This is a genomic window from Streptomyces sp. SID486 (assembly GCF_009865385.1).
Taxonomy (GTDB): Bacteria; Actinomycetota; Actinomycetes; order Streptomycetales; family Streptomycetaceae; genus Streptomyces.
Map to the genome: position 1 here is coordinate 42,218 of NZ_WWJT01000404.1, position 17,347 is coordinate 59,564.

Genomic DNA, 17,347 nt, shown 5'->3' on the forward strand with positions numbered 1-17,347 from the left:
TAGCATCCCGATCGGGGTGCCTGGAAATCCGTTCCCCGACTGGTCAGGGAGGCGCCGCGAAGGCGGTGCTACTCGTTGGCCGCGCGCGGGCGGTCGCCGTCCTCGTACTGGTCGAAGAGGGGCGTGCGGCCGCGGTCACGGACCGCACGGCGGGCCGAGGCCGCGCCGGGCGTCCCCCCGCGCGAGCGCCTCCGGGCGTGCGGCAGCGCGTCGCGGCCGGCCGCCGGCCTGTCCCCTGACGCCTGCTCCGGGTCGCCCGCCTCGCCCTGCGGCGCGCGGCCCGCCTCGTGCTCCGGCACGACCGTGCTGGAGCGGGCCGAGCTCCATGTGTCGGGTGCCCCCAGATCCACGTCGGAGGTGGCGCGCGGCGCGACGGGCGCGGTGACGTACGTCGGCAGCGGCACCGGCACCGGGTCCCAGCTGTCCCCGCGACCGGGCCGCCGCTGCCGCTCGCGCTGCTGGTCGACCCACTCGGCGTGGTCGGTCTGCTCGACGAGCGCCCGCCGGTCCGCGGCGAGCGCGGACAGCCCGGTGCCGGTGTCGGCGCCCAGGCCCTCGGACGCCTCGTCCCCGCCGGCGCCCTCGTCGGCGGAGACCCGCCGGCGCGGCTGGCGCTCACGCAGCCGCTGGGCGGCGGCCTCGGCGCGCTGCCGGTCCATCTGGTAGGCGAAGCGGCGGCGCTCCTGCGTGCGCAGGTAGGCGATGTAGGCGCTGAGCGTGACGGCCGGCACGCCGGGCACCCACAGGAACGCCAGTCCGCCGACGGCGGCGGCGATCGCGCCGAGCGTGAAGGCGAAGAAGAGCATCACCGTGGTGCGCCGGCGGCGCGCCAGTACCTTCGAACGCCGGGCGCGCGCCGCGGCCGTCTGTGCCGAGGAGGCACGCCGCGCCGCCGTCTCGCGCTGCGGGACGGGTGCGGGTGCGGGAACGGTAGGGGGCTTGGGTGCCGGCGCGGTGCTCTGGTCACGCGCTGGTTCCACCTTGCTGGGCGCCTCGGGCTCGGCTTCCGTGGTGACCTGACGGCGGGTCGGAGGCACGGCGAAGGCCCGGACGTCCACCGAGTCGGTGACCACGTCCGGAACATCGGCGTCCGGCTCCCCCTCCTGGGCGGAGCGCGCCCGCAGGTCCCTGGCGTACCGACGCTCCATGCCCGCCCGTCCGGAAAGCAGCCGGATGGCGGTGCTGAAGCGTTCCGTCGGACGGGCCTCGTTCAGCTCGTCCTGCCTACGGAGCCACATCGGCACCAAGTAGGCGGCCCAGGCCCCGACAATGACTGCGTAGATGAGGCCGCTGCTGCTCACGCCTCACACGGTAGAGGGGTTTGTGGGAGGCCATCCGCCAATTGGGCCGGTGTGTCGCACGATCTGGCTGATATTTCCAGCTTTTTTTGCGACCGATGCGATCAGCGGACCACCACGTCCGCGAATTCAAGCGGCCCGTGGCGGTCGACCACGATCAATTTCGAACAAATATTCAATTCAGGGGCGCTCGGCAGGATTCCCGGGCGTGCTCCGGGGATTCCGCGGCGCGTCCGGCGCGTCCGAGGCGTCCCCGGCACCGGCCGCCCGCTCGGCACGCCGGGCCTCCTGGGCACGCGCCCGGCGCCACCGCGCCAGCAGCCCGTCGGGCACCTCCTCCGCGGTGAGCGCGAACACGAGATGGTCGCGCCAGGCACCGTCGATGTGCAGATAGCGCGGCCGGAGCCCCTCCTCGCGGAATCCCAGCTTCTCCACGACCCGCCGGCTCGGCCGGTTCTCGGGGCGGATGCAAACCTCGATGCGGTGCAGGCCGACCCCCCGGAAACAGTGGTCCACGACGAGCGCCACCGCCGTCGGCATCACTCCGCGCCCCGCCACCGCCTCGTCCACCCAGTAGCCGACGTGCCCCGAGCACATCGAACCCCAGGTGATCCCGGCCACCGTCAACTGTCCGACGAGCTGCCCCCGGTACTCGATGACGAACGGCAGCATCCGGCCCGCGCCGGCCTCCGAACGCAGGTGCCGGACCATCTGCCGGAAGGTCGGCCGGTGGGTGATCGGCCCGCTCGGCGTGGGCGGCGGGATGGTCGCCTCCCAGGGGCGCAGCCAGTCGCGGTTGCGCCGGTTCACCTCGCGCCAGGCCCGCTGGTCGCGCAGCTTTATCGGCCGGAGGACGACATCGCCGTCCGCCAGCACGACAGGCCAGGAAGGGCTGTTCAGCTCGCACCCCCGCTGCCCGGTCTGGGGTGGTCACCGCCGCGGAGCTGGTCGACGGCGTGGATCAGCAGGGGCTCCAGCACGGCCAGGCCGTCCCGCACCCCGCCCCGCGATCCCGGCAGGTTGACGATCAGCGTCCCCCCGGCCACGCCCGCCAGACCCCGCGACAGGGCGGCGGTCGGCACCTTCTCCCGGCCGTACGCGCGCACGGCCTCCGCGATGCCCGGCACCTCGTGGTCGATCACCGCGCGGGTCGCCTCGGGGGTGCGGTCGGTCGGCGAGACACCGGTGCCGCCGGTGGTGACGACCACGTCGTACCCGGCCTCCACCGCCGCCCGCAGCACCGCTTCCACCGGATCCCCGTCGGGCACCACCTGCGGCCCGTCCACGGCGAACCCGATCTCCCGCAGGCCCTTCACGACCAGCGGGCCGCCGGTGTCCTCGTAGACCCCCGCGGCGGCCCGGTTGGAGGCGGTGACGACCAGCGCGGCGTACGGCGCCGACAGCGCACCGCCGAAAGTGTCGTAGTACGTCATGCCCGGCTCCAGTCGCCCGACTTGCCGCCCGTCTTCTCCTCCACGCGCACGTCCGTGATGACCGCTCCCTTGTCGACCGCCTTGACCATGTCGATCACGGTGAGCGCGGCGACCGTCACCGCGGTGAGGGCCTCCATCTCGACACCCGTGCGGTCCGTGGTCCTGACGGTGGCCGCGATCTCCACGGCGTCGTCCGCGACCGACAGGTCCAGTTTCACACCGGACACCGACAACGGGTGGCACAGCGGGATCAGGTCCGGGGTGCGCTTGGCGCCCATGATCCCGGCGATGCGCGCGGTGGCGAGGGCGTCGCCCTTGGGCACCCCCTCACCGCGCAGCAGCTCGATCACACGCGGTGAGACGAGGACGCGTCCGGTGGCGCGGGCGGTGCGCGCGGTCACGTCCTTCCCGGACACGTCGACCATGCGGGCCGCACCCGCCTCGTCGATGTGCGTCAGTCGGTCCTGCACAGGGCGTCCGGGGGTCTCCCCCCGGGAAGGCACAGTCATGGTGTGTGGCGCTCCCGGTCCGGGCCCGGCGCGGTGCGGAGCGCGGGCCTGCTGTGCGCCACACGCTACCGCCAAGCGGGCGCGCCGAGCGGACGAGGACCGTCCGGTGGACGGGCCCGCGCGCGTGCGTCAGCCGAGCAGCAGTACCTCGACCTCGCTGCCGGGCTCGACGGACTCGGTGTCCTCGGGAACCACGATCAGCGCGTCGGCCTGCGCCAGCGCGGCGATCAGGTGGGACCCGGAGCCGCCCACGGGAACCACCTCCCCGTCGGTGTAGGCCCCGCGCAGGAACTGGCGGCGGCCCTTGGGCGAGCGCAGTGCCTCGTCCGCCTTCAGGGCGGCCCGCACGCGCGGCCGGTGGAGGTCGGTGAGGCCCATCAGGGCGCGGATGGCGGGCCGGACGAACAACTCGAAGGAGACGTACGACGACACCGGATTGCCGGGCAGGGCGAGCAGCGGCGTGTGGTCGGGGCCGATCGAGCCGAAGCCCTGCGGCTTGCCGGGCTGCATGGCGAGCTTGCGGAACTCCACGCCGCTGCCCGCCACGTCCTCGTCACCGACGGACGACAGCGCCTCCTTCACCACGTCGTAGGCCCCCACGCTCACGCCGCCGGTGGTCACCAGCAGGTCCGCGCGGATGAGCTGGTCCTCGATGGTGGAGCGCAGGGTCTCGGCGTCGTCGGCGACGGCGCCGACCCGGTAGGCGATGGCGCCCGCGTCCCGCGCGGCGGCGGTGAGGGAGAAGCTGTTGGAGTCGAAGATCTGGCCGGAGGCCAGCTGCTCGCCGGGCTGGACGAGTTCGCTGCCGGTGGACATCACGACCACGCGCGGGCGCGGGCGCACGCGGACCGTGCCGCGGCCGATCGCGGCGAGCAGCGCGATCTGCGGCGGACCGAGGATCGTCCCGGCCTCCAGGGCGCGGTCGCCGGCCCGCACGTCGCTGCCCTTGGCCCGCACGTGCGCGCGCTCCTCCGCCGGGCGGTACACGTGCACGTGCCCCTCGGCGCCCTCGGGGGCCGCGCTGCGCGCCCGCATGCCGCTCACCGGGCCCTCGCCGAGTCCGCCGTCGGTCCACTCGACGGGCACGACGGCCTCGGCGCCGGGCGGCAGGGGCGCGCCGGTCATGATGCGCGCGGCCTGCCCGGGGCCGACCCGCACCGGATCGGCGGCACCGGCCGCGACGTCACCGACGACCTCCAGGACGGCCGGGAACTCCTCCCCGGCGCCCGCGATGTCCGCGACCCGTACCGCGTACCCGTCCATGGAGCTGTTGTCGAACGGTGGCAGGGACACCGGCACCGTGACGTCGTCGACCAGGACGCAGCCCTGGGCGTCGAGCAGTTGCAGCTCGATGGGTTCGAGGGGGCGGACGGTCGAGAGGATGTCCTCCAGGTGCTCGTCCACCGACCACAGGTCGTCCGGGCCGGCGGGGCGGGTCACGGCGCTGCTCAAGATTGCTGCATCTCCTCGGCTACGTAACTGCGAAGCCAGGTCCGGAAGTCCGGGCCCAGGTCTTCACGTTCGCACGCGAGTCTGACAATGGCACGCAAGTAGTCGCCACGGTCGCCGGTGTCATAGCGCCGGCCCTTGAAGACGACACCGTGCACGGGGCCGCCGACCTTCTCGTCCTGGGCGAGCTGCTGGAGGGCGTCGGTGAGCTGGATCTCGCCGCCGCGGCCCGGCTCGGTCTCGCGCAGCACGCCGAAGACGCTCGGGTCGAGGACGTAGCGGCCGATGATCGCGTAGCTCGACGGGGCGTCCGCCGGGTCCGGCTTCTCGACCAGCCCGGTCACCTTCACGACGTCACCGTCGGCGGTGGCCTCCACGGCCGCGCAGCCGTAGAGGTGGATCTGCTCGGGCGCGACCTCCATGAGGGCGACGACACTGCCGCCGTGCTGCTCCTGGACGTCGATCATGCGCTGGAGCAGCGGGTCGCGCGGGTCGATCAGGTCGTCACCGAGGAGGACGGCGAACGGCTCGCTGCCCACGTGCGGAGCGGCGCACAGCACGGCGTGCCCGAGTCCCCTGGGGTCGCCCTGGCGCACGTAGTGCATGGTGGCCAGATCGCTGGACTCCTGCACTTTCGCCAGCCGCGCGGCGTCACCCTTTTTCCCGAGCGCCGATTCCAGCTCGTAATTACGGTCGAAATGGTCCTCCAGGGGACGCTTGTTGCGTCCGGTGACCATCAGGACGTCGTCGAGCCCCGCCGACACGGCCTCCTCGACCACGTACTGGATCGCCGGCTTGTCGACGACGGGCAGCATCTCCTTGGGAGTGGCTTTGGTGGCCGGCAGGAACCGGGTGCCGAGGCCGGCTGCGGGAATGACAGCCTTGCTGATCCTGGGGTGGGACTGAGTCATGCCCGCAACCATATCCGGTGCCTTTGCTCGAATTCTGTGGCTCCGGTTGTTTGACCCTCATATGACCTGCATTGAGAAGGGTGCGAGAACAGCCAGTGAAACACCTCGGACGTATGGACGAGCCTGACAAACGCACGTTGCGGCGAGAGCTCCTCGGGGTGAGGAACAGATTGACGGCGGATGACGTCCACGGAACGGCCCGCGCCCTCGCCGGGCACGCCCTCGAGCTGCCCGAGCTGGCGCACGGGCACACGGTGGCGGCGTACGTCTCCGTGGGCAGCGAGCCCGGCACGCTCGCGCTGCTGGACGCGCTGCGCGCGCGGGGCGTACGCGTCCTGCTCCCCGCGCTCCTGCCGGACAACGACCTGGACTGGGGCGAGTACACCGGCCCGGGCTCCCTGGTCCAGGTCGCGCACGACGGGAGGATGACGCTCTCCGAGCCCTCCGGTGCGCGTCTGGGCCCGCACGCCGTGACGGACGCGGACGTCGTCCTGCTGCCCGGGCTCGCGGTGGACGCGCGCGGGATGCGCCTGGGCCGCGGCGGCGGTTCGTACGACCGCGTGCTGGCCCGGCTGGAGCGCGCGGGCGCCCGTCCCCTGCTCGTGGTGCTGCTGTACGACACGGAGGTCGTCGCACGCGTGCCGGCCGAGGCGCACGACAGGCCGGTGCACGCGGTGGTGACACCCTCCGGAGTGCGCCGCTTCCCGGCCGCCTGACCGAAGCCCCCTCGGCACCGCCGCCGGGAACGGCACGCCCCAGGCACGGGAAGCGGCCCTCCACGCGCGCGTGGAGGGCCGTTCCCGTGCTGTGCCCTACTGCGTTCCCCGGACCGGCGAAGGCGCCGGAAGGGTCACGGCTGCAGGACGAGGGTGTCGCTCGTGCTCTTGTCCACCGCCGCGGTCGTGAACGACCAGGGCAGCAGCTCACCGTCGGCCCACTTGCCCGTCTGGTCCGTGTAGTGCGCGCTGAACGCGTGACCGGAGGCGCCGGAGAGGTTGATCCACTTGGACTTGTCGAGGTCGGCGAGGTTGACGACCATCCGCATGGACGGCACCCAGACGACGCTGTAGCCGCCGGCCGCGTTCCAGCCGCTCGCGTTCACCGTGGCCTCGCCGCCGCTGAGCTTCCAGGGGCCCCGGTTCAGGATGTACTGCAGGACCTTGGGGCCCTCGGTGCCGAGCGTCTGGTTCTTCAGGAACAGCCGGTGCAGCCGGCCCCAGCTCCAGGTGTCGATGTCCTTGCCGAGCTTGGCGGTCAGCTCCCAGCGGGCGTCGATCAGGGCGCGGGCGAAGAGCTGGTCGCGGTTGTTCGCGGCGGGGCGGGTGCCCGACCGCGGGGCCTTCCACCAGTCGCTGTCGGGCTTGTCCATCAGGGTGCGCACGACCTCGAACCAGCGGTCGCCGCCGTCCGGCTGCGCCTGGTCGCCGTCGCGCTGACCGCACTCGCGCACCTTGGCGTCGTCGTCCACCGGGCCGGTGCTGTCGATCTTGTCGACCCACAGGCACTGGCCCTTGACGCGCACCTCCTTGGGGAGCTTGTTGCCGAAGGCGAGCTTGAGGATGTTGCGCCAGACGGCGTTGAAGTACGCGGCGGCCGCGGAGTCCGCGTCCTGGGTGTAGTCCCAGCCCTCCAGCAGCTCCTGCGCCTTGCGGACCTCCGGGTCGTCGATGTCGATCTTCAGCAGCTTGGGCACCAGGAGCTTGGCGATCTCGCTGCTGTTGTCCAGCTGCATCTGCCGCATGTCGTCCGTGGAGATCTTGCCGCCGTCCTTGATCTTGGACTCGATCAGGTCGGTGATGCGCTGGCTGCGGGCGCCGTAGCCCCAGTCCGTGGTGAGCGTGTACGGGTACTTGTCCGGGTCCACCACCGCCTGGTTGGCGGTGACGATGTAACCGCGCGCGGGGTCGTACTCGTGGGGCAGCTCGTCCTGCTTGATGAAGCCCTTCCACCGGTACTTCGGCTCCCAGCCGGGCACCGGGAGGGCGCCGGCGTCCTTGGCGGAGCGCGCGGGGATCCGGCCGGGCAGCGTGTAGCCGATGTGGTTGTCCGTGCTGGCGTAGACCAGGTTCTGCGACGGCACGTCGAACTCGGCCGCCGCCGCGCGGAAGCCGTCCCAGTCGCCGGCCTTGTCGAGGGCGAACACCGCGTCCATGGAGGTGCCCGGGTCGAGCGCCGTCCAGCGCAGGGCGATGCCGTAGCCGTCACCGCGGTCGGGTGCGGCGGCGTTCACGGACGCCTTCCTGCCGACCTGGACGAGTTCGTCGTCGCGGTCGGACAGCAGCGGCATCCCGTCCTGGGTCTGCCGGACGACGATCGTCTTGGACTTGCCGCCGGCGACCCGGATGGTCTCCTCGCGGGTCCTGAAGGGCCGCACCTTGCCGTCGTACAGGTAGCCGTTCGCGCTGACCTTCTCCAGGTAGAGGTCGGTGACGTCGACGCCGGAGTTGGTCATACCCCAGGCGATCTTGGCGTTGTGCCCGATGATCACACCGGGCATACCGGCAAACGTGTAGCCCGTGACGTCGTACTGGCACTTGGCGGACACGGTCCGGCAGTGCAGGCCCATCTGGTACCAGACGGACGGCAGGGACGCCGACAGGTGCGGGTCGTTGGCGAGCAGCGGCTTGCCGGTGATGGTGTGCTTCCCGGCGACCACCCAGGAGTTGGAGCCGATGCCCTGGCCGTTCACTCCGACGGCCGCGGGGAGGTCGTCCAGGACGTCGTAGAGGCCGCCCAGCTGGCCGGTGAGGCCCGAGGACGTCCCGGCCGAGGCCGAGGAGCCGGTCGTACCCGACGTGCCCTGCGAGGAGCCGGACGTGCCCTGCGAGGAACCGGTCGTGCCGCCGGCCGTGCCCTGCGAGGAACCGGTCCCGTCGCCCGAGCCCTGCGACGAGGAGGAGCCGGTGCCGTCGCCCTGCTGGAAGGCCTGGGTCAGGTCGTCGTACTGGCCTTCCTGCACGATCGGCTTGTTGCGGCCGTACGGGTAGGACGGGTACAGGTCCTGGATCTGCTGCGGGCCGAGCCGGCTCGCCATCAGGGCGCGGTCGATCTCGTCCTGCATGTTGCCGCGCAGGTCCCAGGCCATCGCCTTCAGCCACGACACGGAGTCGACCGGGGTCCACTTGCCCGGCTTGTAGTCGTTGGTGAAGCCCAGGGCCGCGTACTCCAGGGAGATGTCCTTGCCGTCCTTGCCCTGGAGGTAGGCGTTGACTCCCTTGGCGTACGCCTGGAGGTACTTCTTCGTCGCGGGCGACAGCTTGTGGTCGTACTCCTGCTGGGCGATGCGGTCCCAGCCGAGGGTGCGCAGGAACTCGTCGTTCGTGACCTGGCTCTTGCCGAACATCTCCGACAGGCGCCCGGAGGTCATGTGCCGGCGCACGTCCATCTCGTAGAACCGGTCCTGCGCCTGGACGTAGCCCTGCGCCATGAACAGGTCCTCGTCCGAGGAGGCGTAGATCTGCGGAATGCCGTAGCCGTCCCGCTTGACGTCGACCGGCCCGGACAGGCCGTCGAGCTTGATCGAACCGGTGGTCTGCGGGAAGGAGGCGCGGACCGTGCTGATCGACCAGTACGCCCCGTAGGCGACGCCCGCGATGAGGGCCAGGACCAGTACAAGCACGACCAGTCGGGCTTTGCGCCCCTTCTTCCTGCCGGACTTGACGGACGTGGCACCCGTGGTGGCGGTGTCACCCGTTGTGGCGGTGGTGTTGGGGGGCATCGCTGTCCTTGCTGTCCTAACGCGAGCGGCAGGTCGGGCTGTGACTTTGAATGAGCGCTGGAGCAACCATAGGCGCAGGGCCCTGTGCCGCTTGACGCGGAGTCGGGAACCAGCGTGCACGAGCGTTCGATCTTGCCTCGGCGAACGTCAAGAAAGCGTCAAGAGTTAGGTAAGGTAACGAAGTAACCGGAGATCGCCGGCCCGGAATCCGAGGAGGAACGACCGCTGACTGTCCACCACCTCAACCAGCTCCTGCTCGTCTGCTCCCTCGTCCTGCTCGTCGCCGTCGCGGCCGTCCGGATCTCCTCGCGCAGCGGGCTCCCCAGCCTGCTCGTGTACCTGGGGATCGGCGTCCTCATGGGCCAGGACGGCATCGGCGACATCCACTTCAACAGCGCCGAGGTGACCCAGGTCATGGGCTACGCGGCCCTGGTCGTGATCCTCGCCGAGGGTGGCCTGGGCACGAAGTGGAAAGAGGTCCGGCCCGTCCTGGCGTCCGCCTCCGTGCTGGCGACCGCGGGGGTCGCGATCAGCGTGGGGGTCACGGCGGCGGGTGCCCACTTCCTGGTCGGGCTGGAGTGGCGGCAGGCGCTCATCATCGGCGCGGTGGTGTCCTCGACGGACGCGGCGGCGGTCTTCTCGGTGCTCCGCAGGATCCCCCTGCCCGCGCGCGTGACGGGCACGCTGGAGGCGGAGTCGGGCTTCAACGACGCCCCCGTGGTCATCCTGGTCGTCGCCTTCTCCACGGCCGGCCCGGTCGAGCACTGGTACGTGCTGCTGGCCGAGATCGCCCTGGAACTGGCCATCGGCGCGGCCCTGGGCATCGCCGTGGGCTGGTTCGGCTCCTGGGGACTCAAGCACGTGGCACTGCCCGCGTCCGGCCTGTACCCCATCGCCGTGCTCGCGATCGCCGTCACGGCGTACGCCGCCGGCGCCCTGGCGCACGGCAGCGGCTTCCTGGCCGTCTACCTGGCCTCGATGGTGCTGGGCAACGCCCGGCTCCCCCACTGGCCCGCCACCCGGGGCTTCGCCGAGGGACTCGGCTGGATCGCGCAGATCGGCATGTTCGTCGTGCTCGGTCTGCTGGTCACCCCGCACGAACTGGGTGACGACGTCTGGCCCGCGCTGGTCATCGGGCTGGTGCTGACCATGGTGGCCCGGCCGCTGAGCGTGGTGTTCAGCCTGGCGCCGTTCCGGGTGCCCTGGCAGGAGCAGGCCCTGATGTCGTGGGCGGGACTGCGCGGCGCCGTGCCCATCATCCTGGCGACCATCCCCATGGTGAACGGCGTCACCGGCAGCCGTCGCATCTTCAACATCGTCTTCGTCCTGGTCGTCGTCTACACCCTGGTCCAGGGGCCGACCCTGCCCTGGCTGGCGCGCACCCTGCGACTGGGCGAGAAGGGCGAGGCGTCCGACCTGGGCATCGAGTCGGCACCCCTGGAGCGGCTGCGCGGCCACCTGCTGTCGGTCTCCGTCCCCGAGGGGTCCCGGATGCACGGCGTGGAGGTCGGGGAGCTGCGGCTGCCGCCCGGTGCGGCCGTCACGCTGGTGGTCCGCGAGGAAGAATCGTTTGTGCCGGGGCCCACGACGGTGCTGCGGCGTGGTGACGAGCTGCTCGTCGTCGCCACCGATCCGGTGCGCGACGCGGCGGAACGGCGCCTGCGCGCGGTCGCCCACGGCGGCAAACTGGCGGGCTGGCTGGGCTCCGACGGGGCGGGGGCCGGGCGGTGAGCCGGTGTGGAGGCCGGAGTGCAGCCGGGCGGTGGGCCTGCTTCGAGCCGGACGGCTGCCGGGCCGTCGGGCGGAGTGGGGCAGGGCGCGGGCGGTGCCGTCGTCGGCCAAGGGGGGCGGGGGCACCGTGAGGCGCGCGAGCTGGGAAAGCGCGCGTCACGGGAGGTTTTCCGGCGATTCGCACCCTCGCCATTCACAGGCGGACGCGCCCGACGGTGCGCGGTTTCACAGGTGCACAAGCCCTTGATCCCTGTAGTATTAAGGCACCCTGATCGAACCAACTCTGCCTGATGCAGAGCTGGCGCGACCGTATGGCGGCCGGAGCACCTCCCTTTTGGCACCGGTATCTACCGCAGTTCTGCGCAAGAGGACAGCTCTCGGCGCCCCCGCACGGGCGCGCTACCAGGCGGAAGAAAGGCACGGGCCGTGGTGTCCACGGTCACCGACGAGCCGGCGGAGAACCCGTCGGCATCGCCCCGCCCTGGATACGGACAGCTGCTGCGCACCCGCGGCGCCTGGACGTTCCTGCTCCCCGGTTTCGCGGCACGCCAGCCGTTCGCGATGCTCACCATCTCGATCGTGCTGCTCGTCCAGCACACCACCGGCTCCTACGGCGCGGCAGGCGCCGCCGCTGCCGCCACCGGCGTCTCCATGGCGCTGTTCGCGCCCTACAGCGGCCGTCTCGCCGACCGCTACGGCCAGCGCGCCGTACTGATCCCCGGGGTGCTCGTCCACACGGTCTCCGGGCTGTCCCTGACGGCTCTCGCGCTGGCGCACGCGCCCCTGTGGGTGCTGTTCCTCGTGGCCGTCCCCACCGGCGCCTCGGTGCCGCAGGTCGGCCCGATGGTGCGCGCGCGCTGGGGCGTGAAGCTCCAGGGATCGCCCCTGATGACCACCGCGGCGGCGTTCGAGTCGGTCACCGACGAGCTGACCTTCGTCTTCGGGCCGCTGCTGGCGACCGCGTTGTGCACCGCCGTGACGCCGGCCGCGGGCCTGGTCACGGAGGCCGCGCTGACCCTCGTCGGCGGCCTGCTGTTCGCCGCGCAGAAGAGCACGCAGCCGTCGGTGAGCGCGGAGAGCGGGCACGCGCGCGTGAAGCACGCCTCGGCCCTGAGCGTCCCGGGCGTGCGTGTCCTGGTGGCGACCTTCCTGGGCATCGGCTCGGTCTTCGGCGGCATGCAGGTGTCCCTCGCGGCCTTCACGGAGTCGATCGGCGAGCCCGGTCTGAACGGCGTCCTGTACGGCGTCTTCGCCGCCGGGAACATGCTGTCCGGCGTCATCTGCGGCGCGATCGCCTGGAAGGTGGCCCCCCAGAGGCGCCTGGTCGTGGGCTACGCGGCGCTCGCGCTGGCGGCGTCCGCCCTGTGGACGGCGCACTCCGTGCTGCTGCTCGCCGCACTCGGCCTGCTGGTCGGCATGTGCATCGCGCCGTCGCTGATCACCGGCTACACGCTGGTCGAGAGCCTGGTCCCGGCCGGTGCCCGCACCGAGGCCTTCACCTGGCTGACCGGCGCGGTCGCGCTCGGCCAGGCCGCCGCCGTCACGGTCTCCGGACAGCTGGAGGACCGGCTGTGGGACGGTGCCGGATTCCTGGTGCCGATGGCCGGTACCGTGCTCGCGCTGGTGACCCTGGTGGCCCTGCGTTCACGGCTCGTCGCGCAGCACCGGAACCGTACGGTCGCGCGTGGCGTCGGTCACCGCGTCCCGGTCACGGTGGACTGATCCCCGGGAATACGTCACTATGGATCGTCGTTAGCACTCATTGAGTGAGAGTGCCAGGAGGAAGACAGTGCCGACCTACCAGTACCAGTGCACCGAGTGCGGCGAGGGCCTCGAGGCGGTGCAGAAGTTCACCGACGACGCCCTGACCGAGTGCCCCAACTGCGAAGGCCGCCTGAAGAAGGTGTTCTCCGCGGTCGGCATCGTCTTCAAGGGCTCGGGGTTCTACCGCAACGATTCCCGCGGTTCCTCGTCGAGCAGCACCCCGGCGTCGAAGCCGGCCGGCTCGTCGTCCGACTCGAAGACGTCCTCGGCGGCGTCGTCCTCGGCTTCGACGTCGTCGGCTTCCTCGGCGTCGTCCTCGTCGGGTTCCGCCAGCAGCAGCTCCGCCGCCTGAGATCTCTCACCCGGACCCTGCCGTCGTAGCGACGGCGGGGTTCTCTCCCACCCGGACCCTGCCGTCGTAGCGACGGCGGGGTTCTCGGCGTTCCCGGCACCCGGTGCCCCGCGGTTCGGCGGCCCGCTAATGTGCTGGTCATGGCGAACGCAGAGATCGGCGTAATCGGCGGTTCGGGTTTCTACTCCTTCCTGGACGACGTGACCGAGGTCCAGGTGGACACCCCCTACGGGGCGCCCAGCGACTCCCTCTTCCTCGGTGAGATCGCCGGCCGGCGGGTCGCCTTCCTGCCCCGGCACGGCCGCGGCCACCACCTTCCGCCGCACCGCATCAACTACCGCGCCAACCTGTGGGCCCTGCGCTCGGTCGGGGTCCGGCAGGTGCTGGGCCCGTGCGCGGTGGGCGGCCTGCGCCCCGAGTACGGCCCGGGCACCCTGCTCGTACCGGACCAGATCGTGGACCGTACGAAGTCCAGGGCGCAGACGTACTTCGACGGGCTGCCGCTGCCCGACGGCACCGTGCCGAACGTCGTGCACGTGTCCGTGGCCGACCCCTACTGCCCCACCGGGCGGGCCGCCGCGCTGAAGGCGGCACGGGGACGGGACTGGGAACCGGTGGACGGCGGCACGCTGGTCGTGGTCGAGGGGCCGCGGTTCTCGACGCGCGCCGAATCGCTGTGGCACCAGGCACAGGGCTGGTCGGTCGTGGGCATGACGGGCCACCCGGAGGCGGCGCTGGCCCGGGAGCTGGAGCTGTGTTACTCGTCGCTGACCCTGGTCACCGACCTCGACGCGGGCGCCGAGACCGGTGAGGGCGTCTCCCACGAAGAGGTGCTGCGGGTGTTCGCGGCCAATGTGGACCGGCTGCGCGGTGTGCTGTTCGACGCGGTGGCGTCCCTGCCGGAGACCGCGGCACGGGACTGCCTGTGCGCGAACGCGCTCGGCGGGATGGATCCGGGGTTCCGGCTGCCGTAGGGCGGCGGGACGGCGGACGGGCATCCGGCGGACGGCATGCGGCGGGCGGCGGACCGCATCCGGCGGACGGCATCCGGTCGACGGCGGGCGGCAGACGGCATCCGGCGGATGGCATCCGGTCGACGGCGGGCGGCAGACGGCATCCGGCGGGCGGCGGACGGCATCCGGCGGGCGGCATGCGGCGGACGGTAACCGCGGACGGCATCCGGCGGGCGAAAGCTGAACCTCTCGTTCGGGTGAGCGAGTTGTCCACAGCCCGTTCACCGTCCACCGGCCGCGGCGGGATCCGGCGCGAGCCGTCATCGTGGCATCGCCAGCCGATTTCCTCGCCGCAGGCGGTGATCCCCATCATGCCCACGCCCTTCCCTTCCGCCTCCCCCTCGCCCTTCCCTTCCGCCTCCCCCTCGCCCTTCCCCTCCGCCTCCCCCTCACTCTCGTCCGCGCCCTCGCCCTCGCCTCCCTTCCGGCTGCCGGGCCCGCTGGGCACGGACGCCCCGGCCACCCGGGAGGTGCCCTCGTTCGATCCGGTCCGGGTGCGTGGCGGCCGGTACGGACTGCGGGGACTCCTACGACATCGCAGGCGGACCCTCGCGGTCGGCCTCGTGGTGACCGCGGCGGCCCTCGTGGCCGTGGGGCCCGGGAGCGGGACGGAACCGCACGGCGTGGAGCGGCCCCCGGGTCACCGGACGGCGCAGCCGGTGCGGCGGCCCCCCGCGACGGACCCGGTGACGGCGCCGGTGCGGATCGCCGACGCAGCCACGGTGCGGTTGCTACGGCCCGGTGACCGCGTCGACGTGATCGCGGCGCAGGAACCGTCCGCCGGGGTCGGCGCCCGGGTGCTCGTGCGCGGGGCACGGGTGACGCAGGTGCCGCCGCAGCCGGCCGGCGCGGCCGACGGCGGCGCCCTGGTCGTACTGTCGGTGCCACGGGCGACGGCGGCACGTCTGGTCGGCGCCGGGGCCACCGCCCGCCTGGCGGTGACGTTGTGCTGAACCGACTCGTACACACTGTCGTCGGCTCGCCGTCAAGTGCCTCGCTCCGGCAGCGGAATTGGACAGACCCGCCGCACCGTGCCGTAGGTTGCGGAGCGTTTCGTTCCACACCCTGTGCATGCGAGGAGAGTCCCCGAGGTGAGCGCGAAGAAGGAAGCGGGCAGCATCTGGCACGGCTTCAAGGCCTTCCTGATGCGCGGCAACGTCGTCGATCTGGCCGTCGCGGTCGTCATCGGCGCGGCCTTCACGAACATCGTCAACTCCGTGGTGAAGGGGATCATCAACCCGCTGGTCGGAGCGATCGGCACCCAGAACCTCGACAGCTACAGCTCCTGCCTGAAGGGGCCGTGCGCGAAGGCCACGGACGGCAGCGTGCGCATCATGTGGGGCTCCGTCCTGGGAGCCACGCTCACCTTCCTGATCACCGCGGCGGTGGTGTACTTCCTCATGGTCCTGCCGATGTCGAAGTACCTGGCCCGGCAGGCGGCCCGGAAGGCGGCGCGGGAGGGCACCAAGGAGATCATCGAGGTGAGCGAACTGGAGGTGCTCAAGGAGATCCGCGACGCGCTGGTCGCGCAGCGCGGCTCCGGGCAAGCCGAGCGCTGACGGCACCGGCGCCGACGACACCGGCGCAGACGGCACCGGCGCGGACGGCACCGGCGCGGACGGCTCAGAGGTGGTGGGGCGGCTTCTCGTCGAGGAAGCGCTTCAGGTCGGCGGCGCTGTCGCCCTCCGTGCGCTCGCCCCATCCGCGGTCGGTGTCGTCCGAGGTCTGCTGGTCCAGCGGGTCGTCGAAGACCAGCGCGGGCTTCGGGGCGCGCGGCTCGGGTTCGGGGGCGGTACTCATGCCTCAAGGGTACGGCTCCCGTACCGGCGGCCCGATGGAGTCCCCTTCGTTCACTTATGTACCGGCCCACAGGATTTCGCGGCGGATTTCTGCTGTGCTGGGAACCATGACGTCGAGTTCCGGCCAGACGCCCGCCCCCTCCGCCAAGCCGCGGCCCCCAGCCCTCCTGCGACGGCTCACCGCGCGCGGGCGCGACGAGTCACACCGCGTCGCCTCTCCGCTGGAGCTCCTCTTCGACCTGTGCTTCGTCGTCGCGGTGGCGCAGGCAGGCGTGCAGCTGGTGCACGCCGTCGCGGAAGGGCACGCGGCCGACGGGGTCCTCAACTACGCGATGGTGTTCTTCGCCATCTGGTGGGCCTGGATGAACTTCACCTGGTTCGCGTCGGCGTACGACAACGACGACGCGCTCTACCGGGTCGTCACCCTGGTGCAGATCGCCGGTGTCCTGGTCCTGGCAGCCGGCATCGCCCGGGCCTTCACGGAACACGATTTCCTGCTGGTCTGGCTCGGCTACGTGATCATGCGGCTGGCGATGGCCGGGCAGTGGCTGAGAGCCGCGGCGTCGGCCTCGGGCGAGGAGCGGACCACCGCACTGCGGTACGCGTGCGGCGTGCTGACGTGCCAGGTGGGCTGGCTCGGCCTGGTGCTGCTGCCCGAGCCGGCCCGGCCCTGGCTCTTCCTCGTCATGGTGGTCGTGGAACTGTGCGTGCCGGTCTTCGCCGAGATGCACCACCAGACCTCCTGGCATCCGCACCACATCGCCGAACGCTACGGCCTGTTCACGATCATCGTGCTCGGCGAGACGATCGCCGCGGCCACGGTCGCCGTGAAGTCGGCCGTGGACGACCACGACGCGCTGACCGAGCTGTTGCCCATCGCGGCCGGCGGGCTGCTCATCGTCTTCTCCGCGTGGTGGATCTACTTCGTGGTCCCCATCCACGGTCACCTGCGCTCCCGGGGGCGGGCGTTCGTCTGGGGTTACGGGCACTACCTCGTCTTCACGTCGGCGGCCGCGATCGGAGCGGGGCTGGAAGTGGCCGTGGAACAGGCGGTCGGCGCCGCGCACCTGTCCACCCTGGCCGCCTCGGCCGCCGTCACCCTGCCGACGGCCCTGTACCTGCTGACCGTATGGGCCCTGCACTCGCGTCACTTCAAGGTGGGTCTCGCCCAGCAGCTGGTCCTGCCGGTCACGGCTCTGCTGGTGATCTGCTGCACCGCCCTCGGCGACTGGGCGGTGCTCGCGGCGGGGCTCGTCTGCTCGGCCGCGGTGGTGACCGGGGTGGTGCTGACGGCGCGCACGGCCGGACGGGAACGCGCGGCGAACCCCGCCGGCGTGGCCGGCTGATCCCTTCGAGCGGCGCGCCGGCCG

The 17,347-nt window shown here is 71.9% G+C and carries 16 protein-coding genes; 8 read left to right on the forward strand and 8 right to left on the reverse strand.

The window, feature by feature from the left end; all coding sequences use genetic code 11:
* Positions 1 to 68: 68 nt before the first annotated feature.
* The 6 genes from glpR to galU all read right to left on the reverse strand — a co-directional run bounded on the left by glpR (position 69) and on the right by galU (position 5,600).
* Positions 69 to 1,301, reverse strand: a complete 1,233-nt coding sequence (glpR, locus tag GT045_RS19160; protein WP_345942693.1) for a gephyrin-like molybdotransferase receptor GlpR — start codon at positions 1,299 to 1,301, stop codon at positions 69 to 71.
* A 177-nt stretch (positions 1,302 to 1,478) separates the two neighbouring features.
* On the reverse strand, positions 1,479 to 2,174 hold the full coding sequence (locus GT045_RS19165) for a GNAT family protein (RefSeq protein ID WP_161295131.1): 696 nt from the start codon (positions 2,172 to 2,174) through the stop codon (positions 1,479 to 1,481).
* A gap of 20 nt (positions 2,175 to 2,194) precedes the next feature.
* A complete protein-coding gene (locus GT045_RS19170) occupies positions 2,195 to 2,731 on the reverse strand; it encodes a molybdenum cofactor synthesis domain-containing protein (protein ID WP_161295133.1) in 537 nt (178 codons plus the stop codon).
* The gene (gene moaC / locus GT045_RS19175; RefSeq protein ID WP_161295135.1) at positions 2,728 to 3,240 is read right to left on the reverse strand and encodes a cyclic pyranopterin monophosphate synthase MoaC; all 513 of its coding nucleotides are present in this window, start codon (positions 3,238 to 3,240) and stop codon (positions 2,728 to 2,730) included. Before moaC ends, GT045_RS19170 begins: the two co-directional genes overlap by 4 nt.
* 129 nt (positions 3,241 to 3,369) lie before the next feature.
* Complete coding sequence (glp, locus tag GT045_RS19180) at positions 3,370 to 4,692, reverse strand: gephyrin-like molybdotransferase Glp (protein WP_161334896.1); 1,323 nt, start codon at positions 4,690 to 4,692, stop codon at positions 3,370 to 3,372.
* Positions 4,689 to 5,600 carry a UTP--glucose-1-phosphate uridylyltransferase GalU gene (gene galU / locus GT045_RS19185; protein WP_161334897.1) on the reverse strand — a complete coding sequence of 304 codons (912 nt, stop codon included), beginning with the start codon at positions 5,598 to 5,600 and terminating at the stop codon, positions 4,689 to 4,691. The genes glp and galU overlap by 4 nt, the downstream gene beginning before the upstream one ends.
* A gap of 113 nt (positions 5,601 to 5,713) precedes the next feature.
* Here galU and GT045_RS19190 point away from each other — a divergent pair, with 113 nt between their 5' ends.
* The gene (locus GT045_RS19190; RefSeq protein ID WP_161334898.1) at positions 5,714 to 6,316 is read left to right on the forward strand and encodes a 5-formyltetrahydrofolate cyclo-ligase; all 603 of its coding nucleotides are present in this window, start codon (positions 5,714 to 5,716) and stop codon (positions 6,314 to 6,316) included.
* Between the two features lie 134 nt (positions 6,317 to 6,450).
* Here the strand turns inward: GT045_RS19190 and GT045_RS19195 are convergent, their stop codons facing one another.
* The gene (locus GT045_RS19195; protein WP_161334899.1) at positions 6,451 to 9,318 is read right to left on the reverse strand and encodes a penicillin acylase family protein; all 2,868 of its coding nucleotides are present in this window, start codon (positions 9,316 to 9,318) and stop codon (positions 6,451 to 6,453) included.
* A 192-nt stretch (positions 9,319 to 9,510) separates the two neighbouring features.
* Between GT045_RS19195 and GT045_RS19200 the strand changes: the two genes are divergently transcribed.
* From GT045_RS19200 to mscL, 6 genes are all read left to right on the forward strand, one after another.
* Positions 9,511 to 11,049, forward strand: coding sequence for a potassium/proton antiporter (locus GT045_RS19200; protein ID WP_161334920.1), 1,539 nt, complete (start codon positions 9,511 to 9,513; stop codon positions 11,047 to 11,049).
* A gap of 426 nt (positions 11,050 to 11,475) precedes the next feature.
* Complete coding sequence (locus GT045_RS19205) at positions 11,476 to 12,771, forward strand: MFS transporter (RefSeq protein WP_161334900.1); 1,296 nt, start codon at positions 11,476 to 11,478, stop codon at positions 12,769 to 12,771.
* Between the two features lie 67 nt (positions 12,772 to 12,838).
* Positions 12,839 to 13,165, forward strand: a complete 327-nt coding sequence (locus GT045_RS19210; protein ID WP_161290449.1) for an FmdB family zinc ribbon protein — start codon at positions 12,839 to 12,841, stop codon at positions 13,163 to 13,165.
* A 140-nt stretch (positions 13,166 to 13,305) separates the two neighbouring features.
* Positions 13,306 to 14,139: an S-methyl-5'-thioadenosine phosphorylase gene (locus GT045_RS19215; protein ID WP_161334901.1), complete on the forward strand. Its 834-nt coding sequence runs from the start codon at positions 13,306 to 13,308 to the stop codon at positions 14,137 to 14,139.
* Between the two features lie 350 nt (positions 14,140 to 14,489).
* Positions 14,490 to 15,131 (forward strand): hypothetical protein, encoded by a 642-nt coding sequence (locus tag GT045_RS19220; protein ID WP_237538711.1) that lies wholly within the window; start codon positions 14,490 to 14,492, stop codon positions 15,129 to 15,131.
* A 138-nt stretch (positions 15,132 to 15,269) separates the two neighbouring features.
* A complete protein-coding gene (mscL, locus tag GT045_RS19225) occupies positions 15,270 to 15,737 on the forward strand; it encodes a large conductance mechanosensitive channel protein MscL (protein WP_161287577.1) in 468 nt (155 codons plus the stop codon).
* Positions 15,738 to 15,801: 64 nt separating this feature from the next.
* Here the strand turns inward: mscL and GT045_RS38960 are convergent, their stop codons facing one another.
* Positions 15,802 to 15,978: a hypothetical protein gene (locus tag GT045_RS38960; RefSeq protein WP_202515082.1), complete on the reverse strand. Its 177-nt coding sequence runs from the start codon at positions 15,976 to 15,978 to the stop codon at positions 15,802 to 15,804.
* Between the two features lie 106 nt (positions 15,979 to 16,084).
* On the opposite strand from GT045_RS38960, the gene GT045_RS19230 reads away from it, so the two are divergent.
* Complete coding sequence (locus GT045_RS19230; protein WP_161334902.1) at positions 16,085 to 17,323, forward strand: low temperature requirement protein A; 1,239 nt, start codon at positions 16,085 to 16,087, stop codon at positions 17,321 to 17,323.
* The last annotated feature ends 24 nt before the right edge of the window (positions 17,324 to 17,347 follow it).